Here is a 26,761-nt window from a genome sequence, read left to right as displayed (position 1 = left end):
ATACACATTGGCACTGGATTCCAGCAGAACAAGCGCCGAAAAGCCGAGCTGACCAGCAGCTGCACGTGCAGGAAGCCATGCCGCGCCGCTTCGATGCAACGCGCGTGCGTGGCGTCGCTGACGAGACCACGAGGCGGCTGAGCGCCGGTTGAAGACGCACGTTGCCGAATGCCACCGAGTGGCGCACAGGGCGCAATCTATGGAGGGTTCTAACAGCATCGGGCAATCTCCTTTGATCTTGGAGCCGCCGTGCCGGGGAGCCATCTGCCTCACCTACCCACCGATACGGCGGCAAGGTGCGGTTCAAGCCCGCAACGACGTGCCGCTTCCTATTGGAAGCGCCACCACTGAGCAACGTTGATCGAAGCGGTACGGGCCATGGCAGACCTGAGTCAGTTAACCGGAAGGTGCATGCGGAAATGGACGTTCCAATAGCAGCTTCTTATCTCGTTGATTTTACCATGCATCCCTTGCTGGCCGTCTACCTCACACAAACGGTGGGCGCTTGATTACCCTGGAAGGGCTCACTCGTCTGCCCGCGCGGTCACGGCCCTCAACCGCTCCATGAACCGCTTCATCGGCTCCGAGAGCTCGCCCCGCCGGCGCAGGAGATAGGTGGACAACTTTGGTGGCGTGCCGGCCAGGGGACGAATGGAGATGTCGGGGCGCTGCAGCGTCTGCACCTGTGAGGCGATCGCGAAGCCGATGCCGTAGCCGGCGCCCACCAGAGTCAGCATTACGCCCAAGCTTGTCACGTAGTCGACCACCTTGGGGGCGACGGCTGACGTTTCCAGCACCGTCTGGATCTGGTGGTGGCAGCCGGAGTCCGCCTCCGGGTGGCACAGCACCACCGGGAACTTCAGCGCGTCGTCCAGCTTGACGTGGCCGTGGGCGAGCAATGGGTGGCGCGCCGGCACGATCACCGACAGCGGATCGGTCCAGACCGCCTCGGCGACGAGGCCGTTGTTGACCGCATCCGAGAGCGCAAAGCCGATATCGAGCAGATCGCTGTGCAGGGCTTTGAGTTGCTGCGAGAACGGCAACTCGACGACGCGGATTTGCAGTTCAGGTTCGTCCTCCCGGCTACGTGCCAGCAGCGTGGCGATGTGCGGCTGCGCCAAGCTGTCGCAGATGGCGATGCGCAGCGTCCCTTGGTAGCCCTGCGCGGCCGCCTTGGTGGCCTTGATCGCCTGCTCCACCGTGTCCAGCACGCGCCGACATTCGACAAGCAGTACCTGACCGGCCCAGGTCAGCTTCGTCTGTCGGGAACTCCGGTCGAACAACTGCACGTCCAGCAATCGTTCAAGATCACGCATGGCACGCGACACCGGCGATTGCTCAATGCCCAGCCTCTCAGCTGCCCTCGACAAGTGCAGCTCTTCCGCCACCGCGAGGAAGTAGCGCAGCAATCTGAGTTCCATCGCGGCCTCCTGTTTGCGTTCTTCTGGTTTGGTTGGTCGGACCCTCAAAATTCAATCGGCATGTTCACGGTGCTTCCTTCGATCACGCGCGCGTGCGCCTCAAGCGGCTCCGCAGCGATTCGACCGTCGCCCCGCTGCGCTCCTCAGGCGAAGACGTAACCACCCCTGCAACCAACCATAGTGGTCGCAGTAGAGGATCGCCTCGGTGGAGGAATCGAGTAGTCCGAAGCGCCCATGACCAGATCATCACGCCGTACGACGACGTACCTGTACCGCCGCACGGCAAAGACATGACGATATCGTTAATGCGAAATACCATAAATTGTTCTTGAATATGCACTATCACGCAACAATCTACGGATCGAAGCGGATTTTCCTGGACAGTGATCGACTTCGAGGCAGCGCACCCCGGACAGGGCGCAACATCATCGCCGAGGGCATGAGACGGACGGTACCGCGGCTATGCGCTTGTGCTGACCCATGGGTCATGAGCCTTAGCTTGCTATATGGAATGAATAATGGAAGGAAAAGGTCATGGACCTGCGACATATTCGTGCTTTCATCGCAGTGGCCGAGGAATTGCACTTCGGCCGGGCAGCGAAGCGCCTGCACATCGAGCAGTCGCCGCTGTCGCGCACGATCCGCCAGCTGGAGTCGGACCTGGGCGTGACGCTGTTGAAGCGTACGCCACGCGGTGCCCACCTGACCCGGGCCGGGCGGATCTTCCTGAAGGATGCCAATCGCATCGCGCTCGCGTTCGAGCAGGCGCAAGCCAGGGCACGTGCCGCCGCAGCGGGGTATCACGGAACGCTGCGCATTGCCTTGTCGGATGGCATCGGGCCTGCGCGCCTGTCGGCGCTGCTCGCCCTGTGCCGCGAGGAAGCGCCGAATGTGAGCGTCCGCCTGTTCGAGATGCCGCTGGGCCAACTGCTGAGTGGCCTGAGCACGGATCTGTTCGATGCGGGGCTGGCGCTGACCGACGAGGTGAGCGAAGAGATCGTTGCCGCGCCGGTCTGGCTAGACCCCTTTGTCGTGGCCGTGCCGGTGCGGCATCCCCTGTTGGCCTTCAAGGAGGTGCCGCTGGAGGAAGTGGTCAGCTATCCGTTGGTGCTGTGCCATCCGGAGGCCTGCGAGGGCAGCAGCCGGCAGTGCGAGCGCCTGCTGCGCTCAGTTGCAGCCGAGCCGAAGGTGGCGGAGTACGTCACCACCCATGACGTGATGCTGGCCTTGGTGGCTGCGGGCTACGGGGTGGGTTTTTCGAGCACGGCACACCTGACGAGTTGCCGACAGACAGAAGTGGTGGTCCGTCCGCTGGCCGACCAGAGTGCTACGTTGACCACTTACCTGCTGCGGCCTGCGGGGGAACCGACCGGACCGTTGATGCAATTCATCGAGCGTGCCGAGCGCGTCGGGCGCTTGCGTGCGAGCGGCCATCCGTCGCTGTGAGGACCATCAGTCGGCCTGGTCGATTCATTTTCGGTCTCGCGATGGACCCGAATTGCATCGCAATCGCGTTGGCGAGGACCATTTGCCGCCGCGTAGTCAGACGCTGCAATTGGCACAACTAGGGCATGGCATGCGGTATTAGCGGACGAGGTCAGTGCTGTGATGCGCAACGCATGATCGCTGGCTAGATGCAAAGCGGCTCATCCGGCTGACTGATTGGGTCTTTACCCACTATGAATAGATACCAAAACTGTGGCCTGATTTTCGGGTAAAAGTCCGGCATCCCTACCTGATGCGGGCGGGTGCGCGGCCATCAAAACATTGCGCCGGTAACAAGGGCTTGCGTGCGCATTATGGTGGATGTGTATAGGGCATCACAAGTTGCAAACAGCCCGTCACGCCCTGCGGCATCGGCGGCTTCGCCGATGCGCGGCCGGCCCCACGATGCCATCCGGCGCCGCGCTTCATCCGGATTTTCTGGGCACTCGCGTCCGCCGTGCGGACGGCGTGTTGCCGGGTTCGATCCGACGATGGAAAGGACGCAACATGCCGAAATCGAGCTGTTTTGCCTTTGGCGCAAAAACGTACTATCGACCGATCGAGGCCGCGATCCGCTGGTGCGGCCTGATCCGTTTCGAGCAGCGTATTCAGCAAAAGCTGGGCCAGCGCCCCGTGCCCGAACTAGAGGACTTTCCACGCTGGCCGCTGCTGCACCTGTACGCCGAACGCATCTTCGACGCGCTGATGCATGGGGAGCTTCCCTATGGCAAAGCGGGCATCGTGCTCACGACGCAGCGCCCATCGCTCGACGACCCGGAACTGACCGTAAGGCATGTCGACCTGAAGGCATGGGTGGCCCGCTACTACCCTGGCGAAAAGCCACCCTTTCTCTTCGACGACATCGAACGCGCCCTGCATCCGGCCGTCGACCTCAAGACGCTCAGCGTACTGCTGGTCGAACGGGAAGCCGCCAAGGTGCAGTTGGCCGAGCTGGCCCAGATGCACGACACGCTGCGCGCGGAACACGATGCCTTGGTGACGGACCACGCGAAACGGGTGGCCAAGGGCGACCAGGCGCGCGAGCCCGGCCTTCGCAGCGAATCGACCTACCTGAACATCATCGGCGGGTTGCTCTCGCTGCTGCTGGGCAAGTCGCCGTCGGGCGCGGCGTACTCGTCGTTCCATAACATGGACGCCGTGGTGAGCGCACTGCTGGCCCATCACCAAGGGCGACCCGGCCTCAGCGAACGGACACTGTGGGCCAAGCTAGCCCAGGCGCGGCGCCACCTGGAGACATCGCGCTGACCGCAACGCCGCACACTGCAATTGCAGTGGCCCGATCTGCCATTGCAGTGCTTTCAGCAGCGACGATGGATTGAATGCGAGGCTCGTTCTGGACAACGCCAACGAGCGTCAAGGAGTGCCTCTCATGTCTTCGCAGACTGTTCTCGACCTTTCCGTCGAACGCCGCATCCTGCGCCGCGCGCAAGTCGAGACCAAGACCGGCTTCAAGCGCGCGCACATCTACAACCTGATGAAGGAAGGCAAGTTCCCCAAGGCCTTGCGACTGGGCGTGCGCGCCGTCGGCTGGGACTCGGCCGAGATCGACCAGTGGATCGCCGACCGCCTCAAAGAGCGCGCCTGAGCCCCGCTCCTCCCGTCATTGCCATCAAGGAGCGACGCCATGCAGGTAGTCTCCATCATTTCGACCAAGGGCGGCGTCGGCAAGACCACGACCGCGGCCAATCTAGGCGGCTTCGTCGCCGACGCCGGGTTGCGCGTGCTGCTGGTGGATCTGGACGTCCAGCCAACGTTGTCGAGTTATTTCACCCTCGACAGACGGGCGCCGGGAGGCATTTACGAGCTGCTGGCATTCAACGAGCAACGCGATGCGCAACTGGTTTCCAGCACGGGTATCGCCGGCCTCGACCTGGTGCTCTCCAACGACGACAAGGGCCAGCTGAACACCTTGCTGCTGCATGCGCCGGACGGCCGCCTGCGGCTGCGCCACCTGCTGCCGGCCCTGGCGCCGTTCTATGACCTGGTGCTGATCGACACGCAAGGCGCGCGTAGCGTGCTGCTGGAGATGGCCGTGCTGGCTTCCAACCTCACCATCTCCCCGGTCACCCCGGAGATCCTGGCGGCACGCGAACTGCGGCGTGGCACTCTGCAGTTGTTCGAAGACATCAGGCCGTACCGGCACCTGGGCATCGATCCTCCTCCGCTGCATCTGCTCATCAACCGGGTGCATCCGGTGTCATCGAATGCGCGCCTGATCCAGCAGACGCTGCGACAGATGTTTCAGGGGCAAACCGGTGTGCGGGTGCTGGCGACCGGCGTTCCGGCCATCGAGGCCTATCCACGTGCCGCGACGCGAGGATTGCCGGTGCATCGGGTGGAGTACCGACAACCGGTGGGCCGCAACGCGCCCGCGGCGCTGGATACGATGCGGGCGCTGGCTGGCGAGTTGTTTCCGCAGTGGCGGGCGCTGTTCGCGCAGGTGACCGGCCGCCCCGACGCGCGAGGCATGGCGGGGAGCGATGGCCATGGCAAACGCGCATGACCTGGCGCGCGGCCACAAGCGGCTGCGCGCGCTGATCGACTTTGCGCTGGATGAAGGCTGGCGTGTGGTGCGCACCCATGGCGGTCATCTGAAATTCACCAAGCCGGGTTGCGCGTCGATCTACACCAGTTCGACGGCAAGCGACCACCGCGCCGGCCTCAACGCCCGCGCGCAGCTTCGCCGCGCCGACCGGCAGGCCCAGACCACCCGGGGCGGGATGCCGCCGCAGGAGAGCCGCCGTGAGTGATCTGACCCCCCAGGACATGGCCGCCAAGCTGATGGCGTCCGGGTTCGAGCGCAGCGGCCCCACGGCCGCGACCCTCAGCGACCCCATCGCCGACACGCCGACGGTAGTGACGCTCGATCAGCTACGCCCCTACGACCACGACCCGCGCGTGACGCGCAACCCGGCCTACGAGGAGATCAAGGACTCGATCCGCCAGCGAGGGCTGGATGCGCCACCGGCGATCACGCGCCGTCCGGGCGAAGCCCACTACATCATCCGCAACGGCGGCAACACGCGCCTGGCGATCTTGCGCGAGCTGTGGAGCGAGACCAAGGAAGAACGCTTCTTCCGCATCGTGTGCCTGTTCCGTCCCTGGCCTCAGCGTGGTGAGATCGTGGCGCTGACCGGCCACCTGGCCGAGAACGAAGTGCGTGGCGGGCTGACTTTCATCGAGCGGGCCCTGGGCATCGAGAAGGCTCGCAATCTCTACGAGCAGGAGAGCGGCGACCAGGCCCTGTCGCAGTCCGAGCTTGCACGACGCCTGACGGCCGATGGCTACCCGGTGCAGCAGTCCCACATCAGCCGCATGCAGGACGCGGTGCGCTACCTGTTGCCGGCGATACCGACAGTGCTGTACGGCGGCCTGGGCAGGCACCAGGTGGAACGTCTCGCGGTGCTGCGCAAGGCGTGCGAGCGCACCTGGGAGCGGCGTGCGCCGGGCCGCGACGTGTCGGTGGACTTCGCCACGCTGTTCCAGGACGTGCTGGCGCTGTTCGACACCCAGCCGGATGGCTTCTCGCTCCAGCGGGTGCAGGACGAACTGGTGGGCCAGATGGCCGAATTCCTGGAGGCGGACTATGACACGCTGAGCCTGGAAATCGACGACAGCGAAAACCGACAGCGGGCGTTGACCCGCGAGCCATCGCCGGCGAGCCCAGCGGCACCTGACGTGCCGGCGACGCCGAGGCCTTCATCGCCACCGCCGGCGGCGACACCGGCACAGGAGGCGGGCGCACCGGCTGGACCCGTTGCCGAGCTTTCCCCGACACAGACTGCTACGGCGCTCCCGCTTGGCAATGCGCAAACAGAGGGAGTCGGCGCCCAACCAGTACCGGCCGACCGCGATGCGGAGCGCCTGCAGGGGCACATCGTGTCTCCGGCGTCGACCACTGAACGGCTGCAATCCATCCAGCGCCTGGTGGCCGACCAGATGGGCGACAAGCTGCCCGACTTCGAGGTTAACGCGCTGTGCGCGATTCCCGTGCAGGTCGGCGGGCTCTACCCCATCTCGGATGTCTGGTACATCGAGCCCGGACTGGACATGCCGGACCGGCTCCGGGTGCATATCGCACAGTTCGCTCGCGAGATCGCCGACGAGGCGGCGGTCGCCGAGCACATCGAGCCCAGTGAGAGCAGCATCGGCTTTCTCTGTGTGACTACCGCCATATTCCAGACAAAGGACCTCCCGGCCCTCGGTCGTGCCGTGCTGACGCTGCTGCATGCGCTGAGCGCGCCGCGGGCAGCTGCGCCGGGGCTGGATCGTGAGCGACTGGCCAACGACCTGGCGCCGCTGCTGCGCGGCGGCGGAACCTCCGTGCGCCTGAGCGACGCCGGCCTGGTGAAGCTGTTCCGGCTGCTGCGTCTGGCGCGTCGCCTGCTGGACCTGGAGACCGGTGCGGCATCCGTCGCCCCGTGCCACGAACCCTGAGCGCGGGAGATCACCATGTCGTCACCCCATCCGCTCAATCAAGCCGTCATCGCTCAGGCGCTGCACGATCTGCGCAACGGCCAACTGCGCCGCTGCAAGGCGATGGGCTTCGGCGACGAGGAATTGGATGCGCTCAAGCATCCGGCACTGGTCAGCGTGCTGGTCAACGCCACGGTGTCGTGGTGCTCGGTCTCGGTCAACCGCGAGGTACTGAAACGGCTGCTGAGCCAGGTGCACGACGTGGAGCAGGAAATCGCCACGGTCGATCGCATGCTGCGCCTGGGTGCGAGCACGGAGATGGTGAGCCGCTTCTACGGCCTCACGCATCAGGAGGTCGCCCTACGCCGGGACATCCTCGGGCTGCCCAAGCGCAAGGGGCGCTATCCGGTACTGGACGAGGCGCAGGACGCTGCCTTGTGGGAGCACTGGAAGGCCGGTATCACCGAGCGCCGCATCGCGCTGGACGACGACATGGCGATGCTGGCGCTGACCATGGATCTCGCCAAGACCCTGAAGCTGCCGATGTCGGTCATCTGGGCGGCGATACGGAACTGGATCGACCAGGGAACCGTGTAGACCATGGCAACCGGCGGCGCACCACGGCGTGATGGTCCCATGGCGCTGTCGGCGCTGTTCGACGATGCGCTGCGAGAACTGGCCCCGGGCCAAGTACCGATCCAAGGGTCGGCACCGGCCAGTGACGGTTTTCTCTTCAGCGGCAATCGCCATGAGAGCGTGCCGCGCGCGCTGTTCCTCGATCGGCGCCTGACACCGCTGGAGCGCAACGCCTGGCAGGTGTTCCGCCTGCAGCTCAACGACGACGGCGTGACGGCTTTCCCGACCTACGACCAGCTTCGGCCCTACCTGGCCTCGATGCCGTGTGCGGCGCAGGCCTCGCACGAGACCGTCGCGCGCGCGCTGACGCTGCTGCGGCTGACGCGCTGGTTGAGTCTGGTGCGGCGACGGCGCGATCCGAAGAACGGCCGCATTTTGGGCAACCTCTATGTCCTGCACGACGAACCCCTGACGCCCTTCGAGACGATGCAACTCGACCCCGACTACCTGGGCCTGGTGAGCCAGGCCCTCACCCATGCCGCCAAGGCGGTGCAGATCGTCGGCATGCATTCGCTCAAGGAGGTCGCCGAAGACCCGCTGCTCAGCGGGCGAATGCTGCCGACACGCCTGCAGGTGCTCGCGCAGCGCATGGTCGGGCACAGCTGGTTGCCAGAGGGTTATCCACAGGATGGCACCGGTCACGATTCCGAAGAAGGGCAAGGTGGCTTACTTCGGAATGCAGAACATCCGTCTTCGGAATCCGAAGCAGGGCCGACCCCCCCGCCGGACGGCTCTCTTCGGAATCCGAAGGAAGACCGTACCGTACGTAAGGATTGTATAAATGAAGTACGTACAGTACCGCGCACGAAGGCCTTGCAGAACCTGCGCCTGCCCGAGCGCTTCCTGCGTCTGCAGGAGGAACAACAGGCCGGCGCGATGATCGCTTTGCAACAGGTGGACGAATCCCTGCGGCAGGCGGTGCTCGACGAGTGGGCGGCACGCTGCCGTAGCAGCACGGTGCGCAACCCGGCCGGCTACCTGTTCGGCATCATCCAGAAGGCGATCCGCGGGGAGTTCAAGGCTTGGGCTGGCGAGACTGGACCGTCACCGCCACCACCTCGACCCGCTGCGTCGGCGCCCTCGCCCCCTGCTTCCCGTGCCGCTGACCCCGAGGTCGCGCGTGCCTACCTGGAACGGTTGCGCTCGATGTTGCGCGATCCCTGAGCGGCCGGGCTATCCCCTGGGGATCGCTGGTACAGGCAGCCTTCCGGCGCATGCCGACGCTCATGCCGACCTGTGACCAGCAGCATGCCCACCCCTCTCAGGATCGCCGAAGCACCAGTTTGGAGCACGGGGTTGGAGCTTGTACGTGTCTTCGTTGTTGGTTATATTGAATACACCAAGCAGCAAGAGGACTGAGCCATGACCCGAACGACAACGACGATGACGGTTCGCCTCAGCGGCCCTCTCAGCGACTTCGTCGCCGCCAACGTGAGCGAGCACGGGGCCTACGAGAACGTCAGCGAATACGTGCGGGACCTGATTCGCCGCGACAAGGAGCGCACGGAGAAGGAGGCGTTCGAGCGACTCAAGACCGAGCTTGCCCACGCCTTTGCCGCGCCGGAATCGGCGTACAAGCCGCTGACGGCAGCCGATGTGATCGCGCGCAACCGGACCTGAGGGCGTGTCCAAGGTCCAGGTCTGCGTCCAGGAGGCGGCGTCCTGGCGGCTCGACGAGATCTATCGCTACACGCGGGATCGCTGGGGCCCCCAGCAGGCCGACCGCTACATCACCGGTCTGTTCGAGGCCTTCGACGGCATCGCGACTCACCGGACGTCATCGCGGCCGATTCCTGCCGAGTTCGGCATCGAAGGCTACTTCTTCCGCTACGAACGGCACTTCGTCTATTGGCGGTGGCTCTCGAACGGCGACATCGGCATCGTGACGATTCTGCACGAGCGGATGCACCAGATCGATCGCTTCCGGGACGATTTCGGCTTGTGAGCCGCGGGCAGCTATCCCCTGGGGATAGCTTGGACAGACCGCCTTCCAGCGCCAACGAACCGGGCAAGCGCCGAGTGCAGTTTGTTGACTGACGGCCTTCCGGCCCATCCCGATGCTGGCGACTCGTTCCTTCACCGCGAGTCGCTTCCATGGCCAACGAACCCCTGCAGCTCAACCTCGGATCGCTGCGCAGCGCGATGTCGCTGACGCTGCACACCCACCACGCCTCGCGCATCTGGCACGGCCGCGCGCCGGCCGAGGGGCGCCCCGGCATCATCGGCCTCAACGGCTACCTCAGCGTGATGAACAAGATGAAGCGCGGCGCCGAGCAGGACGATCCCTACTCGGACTGGTGGATGCTGCGCATCGAGGACAAGCTGGCCGATACCAAGACCCGCCTGCAGACCTTGCGCGAACAGGTCGACCAGGCCCTGTCCGACGTGCCGCCCGCGCTGTCTCTGGGCGAAAACATGAACGTACAGCCGGTCAAGCTGCCGCTGTTCGTGAACGCACAGCTCGGGTTCATGGCGGTGTACCTGCTGGCCGACTACGACGACCTCGCGCGCAGCCTGATCCTGGCGCATCACACGGCGCTGATCGACCGCAGCACGCTGGAACGCTGGCTCAACGACGGGGCGCATGCGCTGCGCAGCCTGTTCTCCCTGGCCCAGCAGTACCGCTACTCCGGCACGACGCGCGACGACTTCGCGGCAAAGAACGCTGCGGCGCGGGCGGCGCAGGAGAAGCTCGGCGACCTGCCGCAGGACGTGCTCGAAGGCACGCGCCGCTCGCGCTTTGCACCACCCATCGCGCGGCGGGAGAACCGGCCCAAGGTACCGGACGCTGACACATCGGAGGCAGGCCCCAGCGATGGACCAGTCGACGCCGCGGCGCAAGACAACGAGGACGCCAAAGCATGACGGCGACCGCTTCTTCCGGCCGTCCGGCGCGCTTCATTCCGCTGGTACAGGCGGACTTCCAGCGGCTGGAACACGCAGGCTACCTAAAAGGCCTTTTACAGCCCTTTAAAGGTAAGGGGAGTCTGGAGATCTGGACCAACCAGTGCAGTGCACTGCGCGACGGGTTGATCGCTCTGGCACAGCGCCAGGTGTTGCCCCAGGCGCGGGCCTATCCGTTCAGCCTGCTCGATGTGCAACTGGCCCAGCAGACGACTGGCGCAGGGACGGCCTTCCTGCGCTGGCGCAACCTCGACCGCTCAGCAATGGGCGTAGCGTTGTGGGAGGCCTTGCTTGCCAGCCCCGCGACGCCGGCCTCGCTAATCGACGAGCTGTACGCGATCGAACTGCAGCGCATCGTGCTGAACATGCAGGTCAGCCTGACCCACAGCATCGCCCACCAAGCCCTGGAATGCGCCAGCAAGGCCGCCCAGGCCGAAGCGGCTTACCTGCGGCGTGTCCGCGGGTAAGCCGCGGTCCGTTCCACCCACCACCAAGGAGTCACCATGAGCACGCACTTCGTCGGCGAGGGCAACATCGGTTCTGCGCCGGACTACCGCGAATTCCCCAACGGCAACGACGAGCCGCGCCGGCTGCTGCGCCTGAACGTCTATTTCGACAACCCGATCCCGAAGAAGGACGGCGAGTACGAGGACCGCGGCGGTTTCTGGGCACCGGTCGAGCTGTGGCATCGCGATGCCGCGCACTGGCAGTCGCTGTACCAGAAGGGCATGCGGGTGTTGGTCGAGGGCCGCACCGTGCGCGACGAATGGGAGGACGCCGACGAGAACGAGCGCGAAACCTTCAAGGTCGAGGCCCGGCGCGTGGGCATCCTGCCGTACCGCGTCGAGTCGGTGGCGCTCAGCGCCAAGCCGACCGGCGGACAGTAGCCGATCATCGCGGGCGGCTGTAGCAACCGTCAGACGCCCGCCATGCACCAGTGGGCTATCCCCTGGGGATAGTTCCACAGTGGTCCGCCGAGTTCCAGCCGCCCTCCCGAAACCAATCTCCCGCCCTTCATGCCGCCGCGATTCGTGCGAACCGCTGCGGAGATCACTCCCCCGCCGATCACAATTCGGTGCCCAGGCCGTCCGACTTCCTTGCGGCCGGTCTCTCCTGGCCCAGCCATGCTGTTGCCCATCTGATGCACCGCACTGTCCCGAGGAGGCTTCATGCGCGTGTTCCTGTGCGAGAAGCCTTCGCAAGGCAAGGACATCGCCCGCGTGCTGGGAGCGGGCCAGCGTGGTTCCGGCTGCTACAGCGGCGCGGGTATCGTCGTGACCTGGTGCATCGGTCATCTGGTCGAAGCGGTTCCGCCCGAGGGTTATGACGAGCGCTACAAGCGCTGGACCATCGAGCACCTGCCCATCCTTCCCGAGCGCTGGCGCGTCGAACCCAAGGCTGCGACCGCTGCGCAATTCAAGATCGTCAGACAACTCGTCGGTCAGGCCAGTGAGTTGGTGATCGCTACCGATGCGGACCGCGAAGGCGAGATGATCGCCCGCGAGATCCTCGCGCTGTGCGGCTACCGCGGACCGATCCAGCGCCTGTGGCTGTCGGCGCTCAACGATGCGTCGATCCGCAAGGCACTGGGCGCGTTGAAGCCATCGGCCGAGACATTGCCGCTTTACTACTCGGCCCTGGCCCGTTCGCGTGCCGACTGGCTGATCGGCATGAACCTGAGCCGGCTGTTCACGCTGCTCGGGCGACAGGCCGGCTACACCGGCGTGCTGTCGGTGGGCCGGGTGCAGACGCCGACGCTGAAGCTGGTGGTGGATCGCGACCGCGAGATCGCCCGCTTCGTCTCGGTCCCGTTCTGGGCCGTCGAGGTGGCACTGTCCCGCGCGGGGCAGTCCTTCACGGCGAGCTGGACGCCGCCGCAAGGCTGTACGGACGATGCTGGCCGTTGTCTGCAGCAGCCGGTCGCTCAACACGCCGCGGACCGCATACGCGCCGCCGGCTGCGCCCAGGTGGTGTCGGTCGAGACGGAGCGGGTGCGCGAAGGTCCGCCGCTGCCATTCGACCTGGGCACGCTGCAGGAGGTGTGTTCCAAGCAGTTGGGCCTGGACGTTCAGGAGACGCTGGACATCGCCCAGGCGCTGTACGAGACGCACAAGGCGACGACTTATCCACGCTCCGATTCGAGCTACCTGCCCGAGAGCATGCTGGCCGAGGTGCCGACCGTCCTCGACAGCCTGGTCAAGACCGATCCCGGCCTGTGCCTGTTGATCGACCGCCTTGATCCAACCCAGCGCTCGCGCGCCTGGAATGACGCCAAGGTCACGGCGCACCACGGCATCATCCCGACGCTGGAACCGGCCAACCTGTCGGCCATGAACGACAAGGAACAGGCCGTCTACCGGCTGATCCGCGCGCACTATCTGGCGCAGTTCCTGCCGCACCATGAGTTCGATCGAACGGTGGCGCAGCTCGCATGCGGCGGGCAGTCGCTGCAGGCCGTAGGCAAGCAGATCGCCGTGGCCGGCTGGCGCCAGGTGCTGGCGGCGCCGGAGGAAAGCGATGCGGATGGAGACGACGCGCAGCGCAGTCAGGTTCTGCCGGCACTGCGAGCTGGCTTGTCCTGCCAGGTTGGCAATGTCGATCTGAAGGCGCTGAAGACCCTGCCGCCCAAGCCCTACACGCAGGGCGAGCTGGTCATGGCCATGAAGGGCGTCGCCAAGTTCGTCACCGACCCGCGCCTGAAGCAGAAGCTCAAGGAGACGACGGGCATCGGCACCGAGGCCACGCGCGCCAACATCATCAGCGGCCTGCTCGGCCGTGGCTATCTGCTGAAGAAGGGCCGCGCCGTCCGCGCCTCGGATGCGGCCTTTACGCTGATCGACACCGTGCCGTCGGCCATTGCCGATCCGGGCACGACGGCGGTCTGGGAGCAGGCGCTGGACATGATCGAAGCCGGCCAGATGACTCTGGACACCTTCATCACCAAGCAATCCGTCTGGGTGGCCCAACTCGTGCAGCAGTACCGTGGCGCGACACTCGCCATCAAGCTGCCGCCATCGCCATCCTGCCCGCAGTGCGGCGCGCCGATGCGCCAGCGCACCGGCAAGAGTGGTGCTTTCTGGTCATGCAGCCGTTACCCGGACTGCAAGGGAACGCTCCCGATCGACACCTCGACGGGCAAGCGAGGCGCGCCGCGCAAGCAGCGCGCCTCCCGCAAGGCGTCCTGACGCCGACGAATCCCTTCGCCACGCCGGCCGTTTCCGACGGTGGGGCCAACCTCCCGCAGCCCGCGGGATTCCCCAGCACACGCGCCCTTCTGCAACGGTGTGCACGTCTCGCGGTCCCGCGACGGGCCCGCGAGACGAGAAGGTCGTTCCTCCGCGAATCGCGTCTGCCGCGACTCCATTGATCGAGGTGCTCCCGTCGATGACGAGCGGTCTCCTGACGCCTGGCCGACCTGTGCCGTGGCGAGCCGTCAGGAGACCCCTCGGGTCGACGGTATTCGGTGCCGGTGCCCGCCGGCGGAACAACGGGCTCCCTTTGTGCGCGGATGTGTGCCGAAGGATGTCGACCCCAGCCACGACACGGGTCGCGTGCGATTGCTGACGCAGCGAGCGGCTTTCACGACGGCCGGGACTGCCACAGCCCACAGGTGGTTTCTCTCTTCTCCGGCTGAAGGCTCAAGGGCCTTCGGCCTACTGGTCTTTGCCTGATCCTGATCGGTGTCGCGCAACCTCAAAGCGGCCCCTGTGTGATGCGCATTCCCCGAAGACGCTAGTGATGCGTCGCGTCCATCCTGCGTCATGCGCTGCTGACGGTCGTCAGCACCATGCCTTGGCAGCTCCGGTCTTCAAGGCTGCCACGCGGTTCGCCGCGTGGATCGAACCAGTCCGCTTCGCATCGCCCACCGCGGACGAGCGTCTTCCCGACGCCGATGCCGTTCGTGTTCAACCCTTCGGGAGGTTTCCTCTCCCGTCTGGGTGTGGAGCTCCCGGTCCTTCAGCCAGGAGAACCCCATGTCCCTTGCATCCGCATCGACGCCCCTGAGTGCCGCACAGGCCCGTGCCGCAGCCATTGGCTATCTGGCCCTGGCCTGCACGGGCAAGCGCCTGCCCCTGCAGGTGCACCACGGCGCCGCCGGCCACTACATCGGCACCGCCGATGAAGACGGCCCGGTGTCCCGAGAGTCCGTCGAGTACTTCTTCTCGCACCACGCCGCTGAGCACGCCCTGGCAACAGGTCGCTGGCAGCAACGCATCCACCCCTGACCTCCACTTACCAGGAGCCATTTCATGAACCAGTCTTTGCCCCAGGACGTATTTGATCAGATTGCCGCGGAAGAACGGCATTTCGCCGAAGCACCGCGGGCCTTCTTCGAAGCGTGGAAGCGCGGTGCGGAAATCGCCGGCCCCGAGTGGTTCGGCGACGGCACGCCCGAAGGCCTGCAGCGCGCCACCAGCAAGTGGGACCTGCGCCCCAAGGTGCTGTTGCTCAACGACGCCCTGGATGTCCTCAGCGGCGGCCAGCGAATGTTCCTGTCCGCCATGGTGAGCTTCTACAACGCCCGCGAGGGCGGCGCGATGCTCAAGCGTTGCGGGTTCGAGGGGCTTTCCGATCTGGGAGGTCTCGATCTGGAGCGCCGCAAGGTCATCGCCGATCTGGTGCTGAACTACAGCGGCTGGTGATCCCGATCCGCTTGTTCGGAACCCGTTTCCTTTTCCACCCACGAGGGACATGCGCCTCCATGCGGGGCCATGCCCCTTCTTGTCCTCGACATCTCTTCAGACACCCGCTGGGGCTTGCTCCCCAGCAGGGGAATGGGCTCCACTTCCTCAGATGGAGAAAGCCCATGTCCCCAAGTTCCAACCCTTTCCTCCGCGGCTACCAGAACCTGCGCATCGACCGCTCCCTGTGCATCACCTACGAGGACGACTGCCCGCCGGTCTGGCGCCCGCTGCATCCCAGCCAGGCACATCTGCCCGACGACCAGGTCGCACTCTTCCCCTGCGTCTTCAGCAACGACTTCGCCCTGATCACCGAAGGCCAGGACATTCCCGAAGACTTGGAGGCTCAATGCCAGACCGAGGGCGTGGTGCGCACGGTGGTCTATGGCGTCAGCGGCGACGATTTCGGCCAGCCCGTGCACGTCGGCGACACCTACTCGGAGGAGGCCGCGCGGGAAGTCGTGCGGCAACTGAGCTTCGAGACGGGCTTCTACAGCCGGTGCTGGGAAATCAGCAGTGCCCATCTCACTGCCGAGGCGGGCCGCTTTCTCGCCGAACTGGCGGACATCGCCACGCCGAGCGGTTTTCTGTTCGTCGCCTTCCGAATCCCGTACAGCCCCGCGATCGGCGTGAAGCTGATCGCCACCCCCTGGACGGATGCGAACCTGCAGCTTGTCGAGGGCATCACCGCCGAGCAGTTGCGGCAGGAACACCGGGCCAAAGGCATGCCGGAATCCCTCGTGGAGGTATTGCACCTGGCTGCGCTCGCCGACGTTCGCATGCTGGTGTTCGATGCTGATGCGGCTGTCCTGTACGGATTGCCCTTGTACGACGACGAGTAGCCCCTTTCGAGCCCTATGCGGGGCTCTTCCTTTTCATGGAAGGCGGTGACGACAGGTTGCCGATTCCCGGACGACGGGCATCTGCGCCTGCCGCACGCTTCCCGCATGTTCGCTGGCGTTGCCGGCAGCATGCCCAGGCAGTCGAGACCTTCGAGATTGCGGTGCGGTTCGCCGCGCTGGTCGTTTCCTTCACCGGACGCATGCCGCGTCCATCCACCTCACCCTCAAGGGACATGCCTCCCTTGCGGGCGGGAGTCCCTTGGTTGCCACAAGGAGTTCCCATGGATACCCAAGCCATCCGCGCACAGATGCCGACACTCGTCCACGGCCATGTGCCTTCCAACTTCCGCACCTTCAAGTTCAACATCTTCGACGGCCAGCCCAAGGTTTCGACGCTGGGCTTCCATATCGATCCCAAGCCCTTCGAGGGCAAGGTCATCGCCACCACCGACGAGGCCATCGTCGTCAAGACGGGGCGGGCCGAGTTCGCGGTGCTCGACCGGGCGCTCGTGACCGAGGTCCCCGACGAGGGCGCCAAGGTGCACGTCGAGCCCTACGCCCGACGCCGCTTCGACGGCCTGCGCGCCGACACACCCGAGGAAGAGACCGCATTCGCTTCCGACGGCAAGCCGTACACGGTGCAACGGTTCGTGCTCGGTTCCGCACCGGCGAAGCTGCCGATCCCCGCCCCCCGCTGCCCCGAGTTGCAGGCGCTGATCCAGCAGATGGAACAGTTGCCCGCTCCCGACGGCTACCGGCGCATCACCCACCTGCTGGTGGACGCCGGCGCGCGGGACTTCACCTGGGTCGATCCGCTGCCCAAGGACATCATCGCGACACCACCAGTCATTGGCTTCACGGTGAGCACGGCGAAGTTCCAGGGGCGGGTCACGGTCCTGTATAAGCGCGGGCCGGACCTGTACGCGGTGGAGCTGCACCGCGACGGCGAGCTGGTCGAACGAGTCGATGAGGTGTTCTTCGACTCACTCGGCGGGACGCTGGAACGGCTGATCGACGACGGGAACTGGCAGCGCATTCGCGTGCAATGCCTGTCCGGCCGCAAGTCTGTCCGGCACTGACCTCCATGCGACCTCTCGTCCTCGCGGCGGGAGGCTCGTCATTCCTTTCCCTGGAGATCACATCCATGTCTGTTCGATTCAAGGGCTCCGACCTGCGGCCCGTGCTTGCCGAGGCGGTGGTCAACCAATGCCGCGTCATCCTGGTCAAGGATCAAGGCGTGTACTTCCTAGCCGAGCGCGGCGAGCGCAGGCCCGATGGACGCCAGCAGCTCGTCGCCTACGCCGTGGGCTGCAATCCGGATATCGATGCGTTCGATGACTGGTGGGAGCTGGCGCGCGCCGAGTTCGGTGGCGACGACTTCGGCGAGTTCTTCGATCCGCACGATGGCGTTTTCGCGCTCATCCTGAGCGGCGAGGGCGACCTCGAGGTGTCCGCCACGGCAACGCACCTGTCGCTGCGGGCCGTTGCGCCGACGCGGAAGGGCATCTGACCGTCCCACATTCCCAGCCCCCGCTCCGGCTAGCCGGTACGGTAAGGTGTTGATGGGTTGATTGAAGGCCGCGTCCTGCAAGGGATTGCGGCCTTTTCATTGCACGGAAAAATCTCCGCCGCGCAGAACCCGCGAAAACAAAGGGCCGCCAGTACTTGGCGGCCCTGAATCAACACCTTAAGTTACCGGCTAGCCGCTCCGGGGGCGTCTCATTTCCTGGCGCCGCGGCTCTCACCGCGCGCTCGCGCTCGTCTCCAGCCCGTCCTGGGCCGCCCCTGTACCGGCAACCGCCGGCCCCTGCACCCAGAGCGGGCGCACGTTGACCAGAAGCTGGGCTCGCTGCCGATGATGACTGCTTTCTAGCGTAATCTCTCGGGTCCTGGGGTTGTCTCAATCCGGCCAGGAGCGGAAGTTCGCCGAATCCCGATCAATGTCCGGCCGAAGCTGGAAGCGGACTCTCGCTGCAATCGGATGAGCGCCGACCATGTCTAGTCCCGCTCTAGATCCGCCGCCGGCTTCCAATATGGCAAGCGCGACATACCTGGGTCATCGAGCACGATTGCGACACTCTGTTGTGCCCGCGTGACCGCCACATAGAAGCTTGAAGCAGCGATGGCATCCATGCTGACGCCGCCTCGAACGAAGTTCGTGATGGTGGACGTCGGGGCAATCAGTACGCGGGGAAACGTCGCGCCCTTGGAAACCTTGAAGTTCATGAAATCCAGGGCCAGATTCTTCGCCGAGGCAACCGAGTGACGCAAACTCTGGGGGCCATATTGCGCCACGTAAGCATGGACGTGCTCGCTGCAGACAAGAAGTACGCCGTCATGACCCGTCGTGCGGTCATTTTTGGAGACGGTGCTCGGAAAGGCCCAGGACGGGTCAAAGATGATGTCCGAGAACGCCGCGATCTTCGGGTGACACCGCCAAGTGACCGCGCTCTCCTCTATCGCCAGGAGCCCCTTCTTCTCACGACTCCTGAACCAGTTGATCGCCTCAGCGTAGGCGTACTTCTTGTTCTTCGCGCTGCGACCATTGGTGGAGAGCACCGCTTGGCGGATATCACCGACCATCCAGAGGTCGACGGCCGAGCCCAGGAGGGCATCGACGATGTCCAAATCGTAGGCGCTGAGGTCCTGCACCTCGTCGATCAGGATCTCATCGTAGATGCCTTCAAGCCTGCTGATCAGAGCGCCCTGGCTCGCCGCGATCAGCTCGAACGCCAGACGTCCGAGTTCGCTCCTGTAGACCGCGCCGCTCTTGTCGACAAAGCGGGCCTTGCCGGTTGCCATTCGGGATGGCATGCCTTCAAAGTTGAAGCCCAGCACACGCTCGCCCGGAAACTTAAATGGCAGGAAGGGTTTCGCGAAATGCCGCAGGAGGAACGTGAACCAGCCGAGCACTTCGATGTTCAGATGGTCGCCAGCGTAGCGGGCAAGGCGTTCCTGAAGCTCGCACTGGTTCTTCTGCGTGTAGGTCAGGGCAAGGACGCGCCGCTCACGCGGCAATCTCGCGCAGTGCTCGACGATGCCTTGGGTCTTGCGAGAGCCTGCGACCGCCAGGGTCACCCGCTTAGCCATGGATGAACTGCGCGGCGTGGAGCATGTATGCCGGAGGCGTGAACCGCTCCGACGAACTCGCGATGCGCAGGGCAGCCTCGGTCTTCCCCCTCGCGCGACATCCACGTCTCGACGTCCGCCTTGTCCGTGATTCCGAGGATCGTCCGCAGGTGCGCCTCGCCGCAGTGATGAATCATCTGCGGCTCGAGCGTCCTGCCATGAGCCACTTCGCCAATGAAGACTTCACGGGAGCCAGGCTTGAGCCACTGCGCCAGCGGCTTTCGAAGCTCGTCCGGTTCGATGCCGTCGTTGTCGCGAAGTGCTGCGACCTTCTTGCCCAAGCGCCCGCACAACTCGAGCCCCCGGGCCAGCGACAGGCCCCGCATGCTCAGGACATCGATCCCGCACGCCATGGGCCGCTTTCCATAAAGGTCCGTGAACACCCGCTCGAAGACGATTTCATCGGAGGGGCCCTCGACGAGAACAATACTGTCGGCCAGAACGATGCGCAGGGTGTCGAATCCCGGCAGCTTCTTGAAGTAGCTCACCGTCTCCGGATCCAACTCGTTGAGTTTCACGGGAGCGGTGGGGCCGAGGAACTGCAAGGCCTCAAGTCCGAGCCGATTCAGCACGCTCGAGCTGTGAGTGGTGATGAAGAGTTGCTGGTCGTCGCTGGCCAGCGCTTCCATCCTGTGCAGGAGTCTCGTCAGGCTGGTGTGGCTCAGGTGGTTCTCGGGCTCCTCGATCATGACGAACTTGGCTCGGCCCGCATGCTTGTTCATCGCCAGTGCGATCTTGATCGCAGACTGCTGTCCTTGCCCGGCCATCGTGAACGGAACGCCATCGACGTGGGGGGCCACCGACTCCTCCCAAGACGTGCGCGCGGTCTGATCCATCGCTAGGGCAATCGGCTGCTCATGCAGCAGCGCATGAAGCTTGCCGATGCGCTCATTCACGTTCTTGAACGCAGAATCTGACAATGCCGCCTTGGATTCGCGGTATTGGCGGGAAATGTTAGCTCGCTCCTGGGGTTCGAGCTGACTACCCAAGATCTGGCGCAGGTGATAGTCGACGCCACTAGTGCTTCGAACGGTGCGCGCGTCAATGACCGCGGTCGCCAGCACTCGCGGGCGCATAGTCAGCCGGGCGTCCGCGAACGTCGTCCACTCGACGCAGTAATACTCGACCGGCAAGAGCCGCGAGGGCGCCTTCGCCCACGCTTGCAGCTCGGCGGAATAGTCGGGATTGGGAATGCAACGAATCCGAACGCCTGGACACGCGTTGGTGGGCGTGTCCGAGTTATGGGCCCCGCACAGCTCCTGCAATTCCGGGGCGTCTTCGAGGAACACCTCGATGTCGATTTCCGGCAACCGTTGGGGTTCGCCACGCGCCCTCTTTGTGATGAAGTCGGCCACCACGCCCGCGTTGAACCAGTGGGGATTGAGCTCTTCGGCGGCGCTTCGCCCGTTGATGCGTCCCGTCAGTGCGAGAACGATGGCCTCCATGAGCGTCGACTTACCGGACTCGTTGGCGCCGACGATGAGGTTGAGCTTGCGGTTCGGGTAGATCGTCAGGTCGCGATGGATGCGGTATCCGCGGACACGAATCTTCTTTATCACGAGGTCTCCAGCGCACTCAAACGTGGTGCGTCCGACATTCTGCTGCAGAGCAGCGAATCCGGTCGAGGATGTTCCGGCGGCATTGACCGCCATGCAGCAGAAGTCGATGCTTGTAGAGCATCTATTCTGCATGAAACCTAGTGAGTAAATCGCCGAAATGCAGATGCGGGCGCGCGGCCATTCCACCGAATCGGTGAGCGAGACTATGTGCATGCCGCTGGCCGAGGCCGGTGTGACCGTGCGCGATGTTGCAGCCTTCTGGCAGGCGCAGCCCTTCGATCTGGAACTGCTGACCGTCAACGGCCGTACGCTCGAAGGCAACTGCGACCTGTGCTTCCTCAAACCCAGGGGGCAGCGCCTGACGCTCATCAACGCCCGGCCCGAGGCCGCGGTCTGGTGGATTCGCCCGATGGCCCGAGCTACGCCGACCTGGCGCGCTTCGCAGCCAACCAGCGCGACCTGTTCGACCCTGCCGAAGAACCGATCTCTTGCTTCTGCGGCGACTGAGGAAACCAGCCGCACCTGTGCGCGTCGCCACCAAGGCGCCGATTTCGCTTCACCGTTCTGGTTTCTCACAGACGGCGTCGCCGCGCTCGATCGCCTCCAACCATTCGTAGAGGTCATCGAGATCCCGATCAATCTGAGCCAGGGTTGCCTCGGCCATCAGGTACCAAGTGCAGGCACTTTCGGTGTCGTGCGCCTGGTTCATCAAGTCATTCAGTATGGTTCGCCATGGAAGAAGGCGTTGCTTTTCCTGTTCGACCATCAGGCGGTCTTTCGTCCACACGCCCGTTGGGAGGAACAGACCCGAAGAGGATCGAGAGGGGCGAGAGTCTCTTGTCGGGGGTTTTTCGGCAGTCATCAGAGTTCTCCAGAAGTGGGAACCTCACGATAGAAGGAGGGCTTCCTACGGGCCACCCGAAATCCCATCAAAAACAGCATGATATCGACATCAGCCCTCGCTTTTCCAAGAGAGCCATGGAGGGACGAATCGGGGCGGACTTCGATGCTGATTTCCTCTCGCCCGTCACGCCGAGGAATGACAGGCTGATGCCATGTTCCGCTGACTCCCGTCAGCAGCATGCCCAGGTGGCCGCGATCCTCAAGGCTACGACGCGGTTCCGGCCGCGTTGATCATCCCAGTTCGCACCGGCATCCATGCGCGAACGCCCATCGGCTCCCGATGGTGATGCCACGAAGCTGCTCCATCAACCCACGCGGGGGTTCCACACCTTCCCCGCCTGGGTCGGGTGTGTCTCCGCCTCTTTGTTCTTCAGGAGATTCACCATGACCACTTCCACCGACAAGTCCTACTTCGATCTGCACATCACCGGCCTCGGCTACCTCAATCGCATCCGCGAAGTGAAACCCAAGAAAGGCGATGCCTTCCTGGCCTGCGACATCGCAGCCCTGAACGGTCCCAGCGATGACGTCTCGTACGTGCGTTTCGACACGCGCGTATCGGGCTCAGAAGCGCAGCACCTGGTTCGTCGCTGCATCGATGCCGTCGAGGCGGAGAAGAAAGTGATGATCGGGTTCCGTCTGGGCGACCTGTGGACCGACACCTTCACCTACTCCAAGGGGAAGCGTGCCGGCGAGCAAGGTGTGAGCCTCAAGGCACGCCTGCTGTTCGTCAGTTGGATCAAGGTCGACGGCAAGCTCGTCTACAAGGCAGAGCCCAAGCCGACCGAGACCGACGAGCGCACTCCAGAAGTCCCAGTGACGACCGACGTACTCACCGCGCAGCAAGCTCCGGCACCTTCCAAGCCCGCCGTGGATGCTGCTGACGACGACTTTGCCGATGCTCCCGCATTGGCCGTAGCCGAGTCGTTCTGATCCACAAGGCCCCGTTCCCTGGGGCCTTGTCTTCTCATCGTCAGCAGGAGACCCTCATGATCACCGTCCCCGGCCAACTGGCCATCAAGACCATCCACGGTCGCAACGGCGACTTCAACGTCGGCCGTCTCGCGACCTCCATCGGCGAGTTCGTCGTGAAGAACGCCGAGCTCGACCAGTACACCGAAGGCAAGTACGAGGGCGATTTCATCATCGCCGAGATCCGTCCCTCCACGTACAGCGCCAACGGCCGCATGGTCATCGAGATCCGCGCCCTCCTGGGCGGAATGACGCTGTCCAACATCGATGCCCTGAGCCGCGACGAAGCCCGCCGGCTGAGTCCGCAGGAAGTCGATCCGATCGACGAGGAAACGCAGGCGCCCGCGCCGGACACGACGAAGGCCACGGCCAAGTCGAAGTCACGTTCCTCGCGCGATCCCCTGGTCGACACCACGCCGTTCGGAAGTGAGCCGGCCGCAGCGGCATCTAAGGCTTCGGCCGACGATGCTGCCCTGTTCGGCGCACTCTGGCCGCTGGGCGATGTCGTGAAGCTCGACGCCACCGTCGATCGCCGCGTCCTGCGTCAGCAGCGCGACCGTCTCGGTGTGCTGGGCTACGAGTTCGCTCCGCTATCCCAGGACTGGCATCTCGCCAAGGCCTGATTCCAACCGCCGCGCCAGCGGCGTTCCACCACCCGCCGGGGTTCCTCCCCGGTGGGGCGGGACTCCGGTCTCTTTTCCAAGGAGATCGTAATGCAACTCGCATCCCGCTTCGCTTATCGCTCCCCGGTGCTGCGGTCGAGCCATCCACTATCGGATGACCAGATTCGCACCGTCGCACCCTCCATCTTCGCGGACACCCCGCACGAAAGCCGATCCGAGCGGTACAGCTACATCCCCACGGCGGCCGTACTGACCGAACTGCGCAAGGAAGGCTTCCTGCCATTCATGGTGTGCCAGACCCGCGTGCGCCAGGAGGACCGCCGCGACTACACCAAGCATATGCTGCGTCTTCGCCACGCAAGTCAGATCAACGGCGCCGAGGCCAACGAGATCATCCTGCTCAATTCGCACGATGGCACCAGCAGCTACCAGATGCTGGCGGGCATGTTCCGCTTCGTCTGTCAGAATGGTCTGGTGTGCGGCGACACGTTCGCCGACGTGCGCGTGCCTCACAAGGGCAACGTCACCGATCACGTGATCGAGGGCGCCTACGAGGTGCTGCATGGGTTCGAGCAAGTGCAGGACTCGCGCGACGCCATGCGTGCCATCACGCTCGACGACGGCGAGGCCGAGGTCTTCGCCAGATCGGCCTTGGTCCTCAAGTACGACGAACCTGGCAAGACCCTGCCGATCACGGAGAGCCAGATCCTGCGTCCCCGTCGTTTCGACGACAACCACGAGGACTTGTGGTCCACGTTCAATCGGGTCCAGGAGAACCTCGTCAAAGGCGGTCTGAGTGGCCGCAGCGCCAACGGGCGACAGCAGCGCACCCGTCCCGTCCAGGGCATCGACCAGAACGTCCGGCTTAACCGTGCGCTCTGGCTGCTCGCGGACGGCCTGCGTCAGTTGAAAGCCTGACATCCCAAGCGGATCGTGCCCATCGCGGCATGGTCCGCTTTTTCTTTGGCGGGCGGCCGAAGTGCCCAGCAAACGGGGAAGGTGCCGGCTGCGCTTTGTTGCTCACGTTCGTCTGCCAGTTGAAGCAGACTAGGCTCCATGTCCGTCGGCGTTGCCGACAACATGCCCAGGTAGCCCAGACCTTCAAGGCTACGGTGCGTTGCGATGCACGGGTCTCTCTCTTCGCCAAGCCGTTCCCGGCGCTTTCTTCCACCCCTTGGGGCAGCAACTGCCCCGGCGGGCGGTGCTGCCTCCGATTTCCTCGAGGACAACACCATGCCTGCCACCCATTCTTCCAAAACGCCGTACCGCATCGACGAATGCCCCGATCTCATGGCCGACGGCTGCGTCGGTGACGAACACGGCAATCTGGTCTTCCTGTCCGTCTGGGCGCGCGACACCGCCGTCCAGGAGTTTCTTGCCCGCCTGACCCTTGGGCGCGACGAGCAGGGACTGGAACAGTTCCATCTCATCACAGAACAAGGCGGTTCGGTTCCAGTCTTCGTCGGCAACGTCGAGAACCTGGAGAAGCGCATCACCCGCGCCTACCGCCGCACGCTGTTCGGGTCGCTCGTCAATCTCTGGCTATTCGACCGTCGTGCTGTGAAGCCCGACAAGGCCAACGCCAGCGCGTTGGCGCTTCTGCCGCGCGACTCCAATCACCGGCTCGACCGGCTGTGGTTGCTGGTGCGGGACACCTGCCCGCTGCCGCTGCTCGATCACTGGCGCGACGTCGTGCTGGAGCTGTTGTTGGCGCGGTCGATGCTGACCCGTCTTCCGTTTGCCCTCGGGCCATTGGAAGGCCATCGGCTCGCCATTGACGTGCCGGCGCTGACCCAGGCGTTGGGTAGCCTGATTCGCAGCAATGTGCTCACCACGGACGCTTCCGGGCATCCGATCACTTCCGACCTGCCGCTCGAAGCGGTGGCGTGAGGTCTTCGTACCGGACATGCATCCGCGCATGTCCGCTTCCTTCCATCGACATGCTCAGGAGATTTCTATGGCACTCATGTTCCCGCGGCTCGCCCGCAATTTCGTCAAGAACGGGTACTTCCCCACGGACGAACCCACGCTCGAAAGGGCACTCGCCGCACTGGCGCCCGCCGACGGGCCGATGTGCATCCTCGATCCCTGCGCCGGCGAAGGCGTGGCGATCGCCGAAGCCGCCAACGCCCTCGGGCGCGAGCGGGTCAAGGCGTTCGCCGTCGAGTACGACGCCGAGCGGGCGGCCCACGCGCGCAGACTCGTCGATCGCTGCATTCACGGCGATCTGATGGATACGCTGATCTCACGCCAGACCTTTGGCCTGCTGTGGCTCAACCCACCCTATGGCGACCTGAGCAAGGACGTCAATGGGAACATCGGCTACCAAGGCCAGGGTCGCGCCCGGCTGGAGAAGCTGTTCTACCAGCGCACGCTGCCGCTGCTGCAGTACGGCGGGGTGTTGATCTTCATCGTGCCGTCCTACGTGCTTGATGCCGAGCTGGTCGGATGGCTGACGCGCCACTTCGCCGACCTGCGTATCTACCGTGCGGTGGAGATGCAGTTCAAACAGGTGGTGATCTTCGGTCGCCGGGTTCGCCAACAAGACCAGGCATCGGATTCGGTCAAGGCCACGCGCGGTCTGCTGCTGCAGATCGGGCAGGGCGAGACGCAAGCCGAGGAACTGCCGCTGGAATGGCCGTTCCTGCCTTACGTGGTCCCAGCCAGCCCGGCCGAGCCGGAGCATTTCTACCGCGTGACGATGGAACCCGAGCAGTTCGCCGACGAGGTCGGTCGGCTGCAAGGGCTCTGGCCGGCGCTCGACACGCACCTGGGCGCCGCACAGCAGTCACTGCGGCCACCGGCGCGGGCCTTGTCGCACTGGCATCTCGCCCTGGCACTGGCCGCGGGCGCGATCTCCGGCGTGGTGAGGTCCAGGACCGGGCGTGTGCTCGTCGTCAAAGGTGATACCCACAAGGAGAAGACGCTCCAGACGGAATACACCGAACGCGACGACGGCTCCGTTGCCGAGACGCGCATCCTCACCGACAAGTTCGTGCCGGTCATCCGCGCCTGGGACATGACGCCAGGCTCTCCGACACGGGGCGAGGTGCTGACCATCCGCTGATTGTTGTTCCCGACGGTTCGCCGTCGCTTTCATCCACCCACCGGGGTCTCGTTACCCCGATGGGGTGCCGTGGCCTCATTTTCTTCCGAAGGAGAAACCAC

General features: G+C 64.6%; 28 protein-coding genes. 25 read left to right on the top strand and 3 right to left on the bottom strand.

The annotated features are described in order from the left end of the window. Positions 1 to 524 precede the first annotated feature (524 nt). Complete coding sequence (locus tag FHP89_RS12075; RefSeq protein WP_144178803.1) at positions 525 to 1,421, bottom strand: LysR family transcriptional regulator; 897 nt, start codon at positions 1,419 to 1,421, stop codon at positions 525 to 527. A gap of 534 nt (positions 1,422 to 1,955) precedes the next feature. Between FHP89_RS12075 and FHP89_RS12070 the strand changes: the two genes are divergently transcribed. From FHP89_RS12070 to FHP89_RS11980, 19 genes are all read left to right on the top strand, one after another. Then, on the top strand, positions 1,956 to 2,867 hold the full coding sequence (locus FHP89_RS12070; RefSeq protein ID WP_144178804.1) for a LysR family transcriptional regulator: 912 nt from the start codon (positions 1,956 to 1,958) through the stop codon (positions 2,865 to 2,867). Positions 2,868 to 3,413: 546 nt separating this feature from the next. Further along, complete coding sequence (locus FHP89_RS12065; RefSeq protein ID WP_144178805.1) at positions 3,414 to 4,172, top strand: ATP-binding protein; 759 nt, start codon at positions 3,414 to 3,416, stop codon at positions 4,170 to 4,172. Positions 4,173 to 4,296: 124 nt separating this feature from the next. Beyond that, positions 4,297 to 4,512, top strand: a complete 216-nt coding sequence (locus FHP89_RS12060; protein ID WP_144178806.1) for an AlpA family transcriptional regulator — start codon at positions 4,297 to 4,299, stop codon at positions 4,510 to 4,512. Between the two features lie 39 nt (positions 4,513 to 4,551). Then, positions 4,552 to 5,430: a ParA family protein gene (locus FHP89_RS12055; protein WP_144178807.1), complete on the top strand. Its 879-nt coding sequence runs from the start codon at positions 4,552 to 4,554 to the stop codon at positions 5,428 to 5,430. Next, positions 5,414 to 5,677 (top strand): hypothetical protein, encoded by a 264-nt coding sequence (locus FHP89_RS12050; RefSeq protein ID WP_144178808.1) that lies wholly within the window; start codon positions 5,414 to 5,416, stop codon positions 5,675 to 5,677. The genes FHP89_RS12055 and FHP89_RS12050 overlap by 17 nt, the downstream gene beginning before the upstream one ends. Continuing rightward, positions 5,670 to 7,364, top strand: coding sequence for a ParB family protein (locus tag FHP89_RS12045; RefSeq protein ID WP_144178809.1), 1,695 nt, complete (start codon positions 5,670 to 5,672; stop codon positions 7,362 to 7,364). Before FHP89_RS12050 ends, FHP89_RS12045 begins: the two co-directional genes overlap by 8 nt. A gap of 15 nt (positions 7,365 to 7,379) precedes the next feature. Continuing rightward, positions 7,380 to 7,940, top strand: a complete 561-nt coding sequence (locus FHP89_RS12040; RefSeq protein WP_144178810.1) for a DUF2857 domain-containing protein — start codon at positions 7,380 to 7,382, stop codon at positions 7,938 to 7,940. 3 nt (positions 7,941 to 7,943) lie between these two features. Then, a complete protein-coding gene (locus FHP89_RS12035) occupies positions 7,944 to 9,143 on the top strand; it encodes an STY4528 family pathogenicity island replication protein (RefSeq protein WP_144178811.1) in 1,200 nt (399 codons plus the stop codon). 198 nt (positions 9,144 to 9,341) lie between these two features. After that, on the top strand, positions 9,342 to 9,599 hold the full coding sequence (locus tag FHP89_RS12030) for a ribbon-helix-helix domain-containing protein (RefSeq protein ID WP_144178812.1): 258 nt from the start codon (positions 9,342 to 9,344) through the stop codon (positions 9,597 to 9,599). A 4-nt stretch (positions 9,600 to 9,603) separates the two neighbouring features. Next, complete coding sequence (locus FHP89_RS12025) at positions 9,604 to 9,924, top strand: type II toxin-antitoxin system RelE/ParE family toxin (protein ID WP_144178813.1); 321 nt, start codon at positions 9,604 to 9,606, stop codon at positions 9,922 to 9,924. Between the two features lie 149 nt (positions 9,925 to 10,073). Further along, on the top strand, positions 10,074 to 10,844 hold the full coding sequence (locus FHP89_RS12020) for a PFL_4669 family integrating conjugative element protein (protein WP_144178814.1): 771 nt from the start codon (positions 10,074 to 10,076) through the stop codon (positions 10,842 to 10,844). Further along, positions 10,841 to 11,350: a DUF3158 family protein gene (locus FHP89_RS12015; RefSeq protein ID WP_144178815.1), complete on the top strand. Its 510-nt coding sequence runs from the start codon at positions 10,841 to 10,843 to the stop codon at positions 11,348 to 11,350. The genes FHP89_RS12020 and FHP89_RS12015 overlap by 4 nt, the downstream gene beginning before the upstream one ends. Positions 11,351 to 11,386: 36 nt before the next feature. Next, positions 11,387 to 11,770: a single-stranded DNA-binding protein gene (locus FHP89_RS12010; protein WP_144178816.1), complete on the top strand. Its 384-nt coding sequence runs from the start codon at positions 11,387 to 11,389 to the stop codon at positions 11,768 to 11,770. A gap of 282 nt (positions 11,771 to 12,052) precedes the next feature. Continuing rightward, the gene (locus FHP89_RS12005) at positions 12,053 to 14,068 is read left to right on the top strand and encodes a DNA topoisomerase III (protein WP_144178817.1); all 2,016 of its coding nucleotides are present in this window, start codon (positions 12,053 to 12,055) and stop codon (positions 14,066 to 14,068) included. Between the two features lie 789 nt (positions 14,069 to 14,857). Beyond that, positions 14,858 to 15,109, top strand: a complete 252-nt coding sequence (locus FHP89_RS12000) for a hypothetical protein (protein ID WP_144178818.1) — start codon at positions 14,858 to 14,860, stop codon at positions 15,107 to 15,109. Between the two features lie 24 nt (positions 15,110 to 15,133). Then, positions 15,134 to 15,526 carry a hypothetical protein gene (locus FHP89_RS11995; protein ID WP_144178819.1) on the top strand — a complete coding sequence of 131 codons (393 nt, stop codon included), beginning with the start codon at positions 15,134 to 15,136 and terminating at the stop codon, positions 15,524 to 15,526. Between the two features lie 164 nt (positions 15,527 to 15,690). Beyond that, positions 15,691 to 16,407, top strand: a complete 717-nt coding sequence (locus tag FHP89_RS11990) for a DUF5983 family protein (protein WP_144178820.1) — start codon at positions 15,691 to 15,693, stop codon at positions 16,405 to 16,407. A gap of 281 nt (positions 16,408 to 16,688) precedes the next feature. Continuing rightward, positions 16,689 to 17,486, top strand: coding sequence for a GTPase (locus FHP89_RS11985; RefSeq protein WP_144178821.1), 798 nt, complete (start codon positions 16,689 to 16,691; stop codon positions 17,484 to 17,486). Positions 17,487 to 17,551: 65 nt separating this feature from the next. Continuing rightward, on the top strand, positions 17,552 to 17,917 hold the full coding sequence (locus FHP89_RS11980) for a DUF3085 domain-containing protein (protein ID WP_144178822.1): 366 nt from the start codon (positions 17,552 to 17,554) through the stop codon (positions 17,915 to 17,917). Between the two features lie 488 nt (positions 17,918 to 18,405). Here the strand turns inward: FHP89_RS11980 and FHP89_RS11975 are convergent, their stop codons facing one another. Both FHP89_RS11975 and FHP89_RS11970 read right to left on the bottom strand, forming a co-directional pair. Beyond that, entirely contained in the window at positions 18,406 to 19,497 is a 1,092-nt protein-coding gene (locus tag FHP89_RS11975; RefSeq protein WP_144178823.1) for a UvrD-helicase domain-containing protein, read from the bottom strand. Then, complete coding sequence (locus FHP89_RS11970; protein WP_222105377.1) at positions 19,482 to 21,188, bottom strand: ATP-dependent nuclease; 1,707 nt, start codon at positions 21,186 to 21,188, stop codon at positions 19,482 to 19,484. The genes FHP89_RS11975 and FHP89_RS11970 overlap by 16 nt, the downstream gene beginning before the upstream one ends. 118 nt (positions 21,189 to 21,306) lie before the next feature. Between FHP89_RS11970 and FHP89_RS21200 the strand changes: the two genes are divergently transcribed. The 6 genes from FHP89_RS21200 to FHP89_RS11935 all read left to right on the top strand — a co-directional run bounded on the left by FHP89_RS21200 (position 21,307) and on the right by FHP89_RS11935 (position 26,660). After that, entirely contained in the window at positions 21,307 to 21,990 is a 684-nt protein-coding gene (locus tag FHP89_RS21200; protein WP_260851584.1) for a hypothetical protein, read from the top strand. Between the two features lie 392 nt (positions 21,991 to 22,382). Further along, the gene (locus tag FHP89_RS11955) at positions 22,383 to 22,931 is read left to right on the top strand and encodes an STY4534 family ICE replication protein (protein ID WP_144178825.1); all 549 of its coding nucleotides are present in this window, start codon (positions 22,383 to 22,385) and stop codon (positions 22,929 to 22,931) included. 56 nt (positions 22,932 to 22,987) lie between these two features. Beyond that, positions 22,988 to 23,593 carry a DUF3275 family protein gene (locus FHP89_RS11950; protein ID WP_144178826.1) on the top strand — a complete coding sequence of 202 codons (606 nt, stop codon included), beginning with the start codon at positions 22,988 to 22,990 and terminating at the stop codon, positions 23,591 to 23,593. A 90-nt stretch (positions 23,594 to 23,683) separates the two neighbouring features. Beyond that, positions 23,684 to 24,511, top strand: coding sequence for a DUF932 domain-containing protein (locus FHP89_RS11945; RefSeq protein WP_144178827.1), 828 nt, complete (start codon positions 23,684 to 23,686; stop codon positions 24,509 to 24,511). 315 nt (positions 24,512 to 24,826) lie between these two features. Continuing rightward, positions 24,827 to 25,483 (top strand): hypothetical protein, encoded by a 657-nt coding sequence (locus FHP89_RS11940; RefSeq protein ID WP_144178828.1) that lies wholly within the window; start codon positions 24,827 to 24,829, stop codon positions 25,481 to 25,483. Between the two features lie 67 nt (positions 25,484 to 25,550). Beyond that, positions 25,551 to 26,660 (top strand): DUF6094 domain-containing protein, encoded by a 1,110-nt coding sequence (locus FHP89_RS11935; RefSeq protein ID WP_144178829.1) that lies wholly within the window; start codon positions 25,551 to 25,553, stop codon positions 26,658 to 26,660. Positions 26,661 to 26,761: the final 101 nt, after the last annotated feature.

It is taken from the genome of Denitromonas ohlonensis, assembly GCF_007625205.1.
Classification (GTDB): Bacteria; Pseudomonadota; Gammaproteobacteria; order Burkholderiales; family Rhodocyclaceae; genus Nitrogeniibacter; species Nitrogeniibacter ohlonensis.
Note: the sequence above shows the minus strand (reverse complement) of the source record. Positions and strands in the feature narration are given on the sequence as shown.

Excerpts from the sequence above, each read along its gene's own strand:
- FHP89_RS11945 (WP_144178827.1), top strand. The coding sequence starts at position 23,684 with ATGCAACTCGCATCCCGCTTCGCTTATCGCTCCCCGGTGCTGCGGTCG.
- FHP89_RS12065 (WP_144178805.1), top strand. The coding sequence starts at position 3,414 with ATGCCGAAATCGAGCTGTTTTGCCTTTGGCGCAAAAACGTACTATCGA.
- FHP89_RS12020 (WP_144178814.1), top strand. The coding sequence starts at position 10,074 with ATGGCCAACGAACCCCTGCAGCTCAACCTCGGATCGCTGCGCAGCGCG.
- FHP89_RS11935 (WP_144178829.1), top strand. The coding sequence starts at position 25,551 with ATGGCACTCATGTTCCCGCGGCTCGCCCGCAATTTCGTCAAGAACGGG.
- FHP89_RS12000 (WP_144178818.1), top strand. The coding sequence starts at position 14,858 with ATGTCCCTTGCATCCGCATCGACGCCCCTGAGTGCCGCACAGGCCCGT.
- FHP89_RS12005 (WP_144178817.1), top strand. The coding sequence starts at position 12,053 with ATGCGCGTGTTCCTGTGCGAGAAGCCTTCGCAAGGCAAGGACATCGCC.
- FHP89_RS12070 (WP_144178804.1), top strand. The coding sequence starts at position 1,956 with ATGGACCTGCGACATATTCGTGCTTTCATCGCAGTGGCCGAGGAATTG.
- FHP89_RS11985 (WP_144178821.1), top strand. The coding sequence starts at position 16,689 with ATGGATACCCAAGCCATCCGCGCACAGATGCCGACACTCGTCCACGGC.
- FHP89_RS12040 (WP_144178810.1), top strand. The coding sequence starts at position 7,380 with ATGTCGTCACCCCATCCGCTCAATCAAGCCGTCATCGCTCAGGCGCTG.
- FHP89_RS12015 (WP_144178815.1), top strand. The coding sequence starts at position 10,841 with ATGACGGCGACCGCTTCTTCCGGCCGTCCGGCGCGCTTCATTCCGCTG.
- FHP89_RS11950 (WP_144178826.1), top strand. The coding sequence starts at position 22,988 with ATGATCACCGTCCCCGGCCAACTGGCCATCAAGACCATCCACGGTCGC.
- FHP89_RS11995 (WP_144178819.1), top strand. The coding sequence starts at position 15,134 with ATGAACCAGTCTTTGCCCCAGGACGTATTTGATCAGATTGCCGCGGAA.
- FHP89_RS11980 (WP_144178822.1), top strand. The coding sequence starts at position 17,552 with ATGTCTGTTCGATTCAAGGGCTCCGACCTGCGGCCCGTGCTTGCCGAG.
- FHP89_RS12050 (WP_144178808.1), top strand. The coding sequence starts at position 5,414 with ATGGCAAACGCGCATGACCTGGCGCGCGGCCACAAGCGGCTGCGCGCG.
- FHP89_RS12010 (WP_144178816.1), top strand. The coding sequence starts at position 11,387 with ATGAGCACGCACTTCGTCGGCGAGGGCAACATCGGTTCTGCGCCGGAC.
- FHP89_RS12030 (WP_144178812.1), top strand. The coding sequence starts at position 9,342 with ATGACCCGAACGACAACGACGATGACGGTTCGCCTCAGCGGCCCTCTC.
- FHP89_RS12035 (WP_144178811.1), top strand. The coding sequence starts at position 7,944 with ATGGCAACCGGCGGCGCACCACGGCGTGATGGTCCCATGGCGCTGTCG.
- FHP89_RS21200 (WP_260851584.1), top strand. The coding sequence starts at position 21,307 with ATGCCGCTGGCCGAGGCCGGTGTGACCGTGCGCGATGTTGCAGCCTTC.
- FHP89_RS12055 (WP_144178807.1), top strand. The coding sequence starts at position 4,552 with ATGCAGGTAGTCTCCATCATTTCGACCAAGGGCGGCGTCGGCAAGACC.
- FHP89_RS12060 (WP_144178806.1), top strand. The coding sequence starts at position 4,297 with ATGTCTTCGCAGACTGTTCTCGACCTTTCCGTCGAACGCCGCATCCTG.
- FHP89_RS11990 (WP_144178820.1), top strand. The coding sequence starts at position 15,691 with ATGTCCCCAAGTTCCAACCCTTTCCTCCGCGGCTACCAGAACCTGCGC.
- FHP89_RS11955 (WP_144178825.1), top strand. The coding sequence starts at position 22,383 with ATGACCACTTCCACCGACAAGTCCTACTTCGATCTGCACATCACCGGC.
- FHP89_RS12075 (WP_144178803.1), bottom strand. The coding sequence starts at position 1,421 with ATGGAACTCAGATTGCTGCGCTACTTCCTCGCGGTGGCGGAAGAGCTG.
- FHP89_RS11975 (WP_144178823.1), bottom strand. The coding sequence starts at position 19,497 with ATGGCTAAGCGGGTGACCCTGGCGGTCGCAGGCTCTCGCAAGACCCAA.
- FHP89_RS11940 (WP_144178828.1), top strand. The coding sequence starts at position 24,827 with ATGCCTGCCACCCATTCTTCCAAAACGCCGTACCGCATCGACGAATGC.
- FHP89_RS11970 (WP_222105377.1), bottom strand. The coding sequence starts at position 21,188 with ATGGCGGTCAATGCCGCCGGAACATCCTCGACCGGATTCGCTGCTCTG.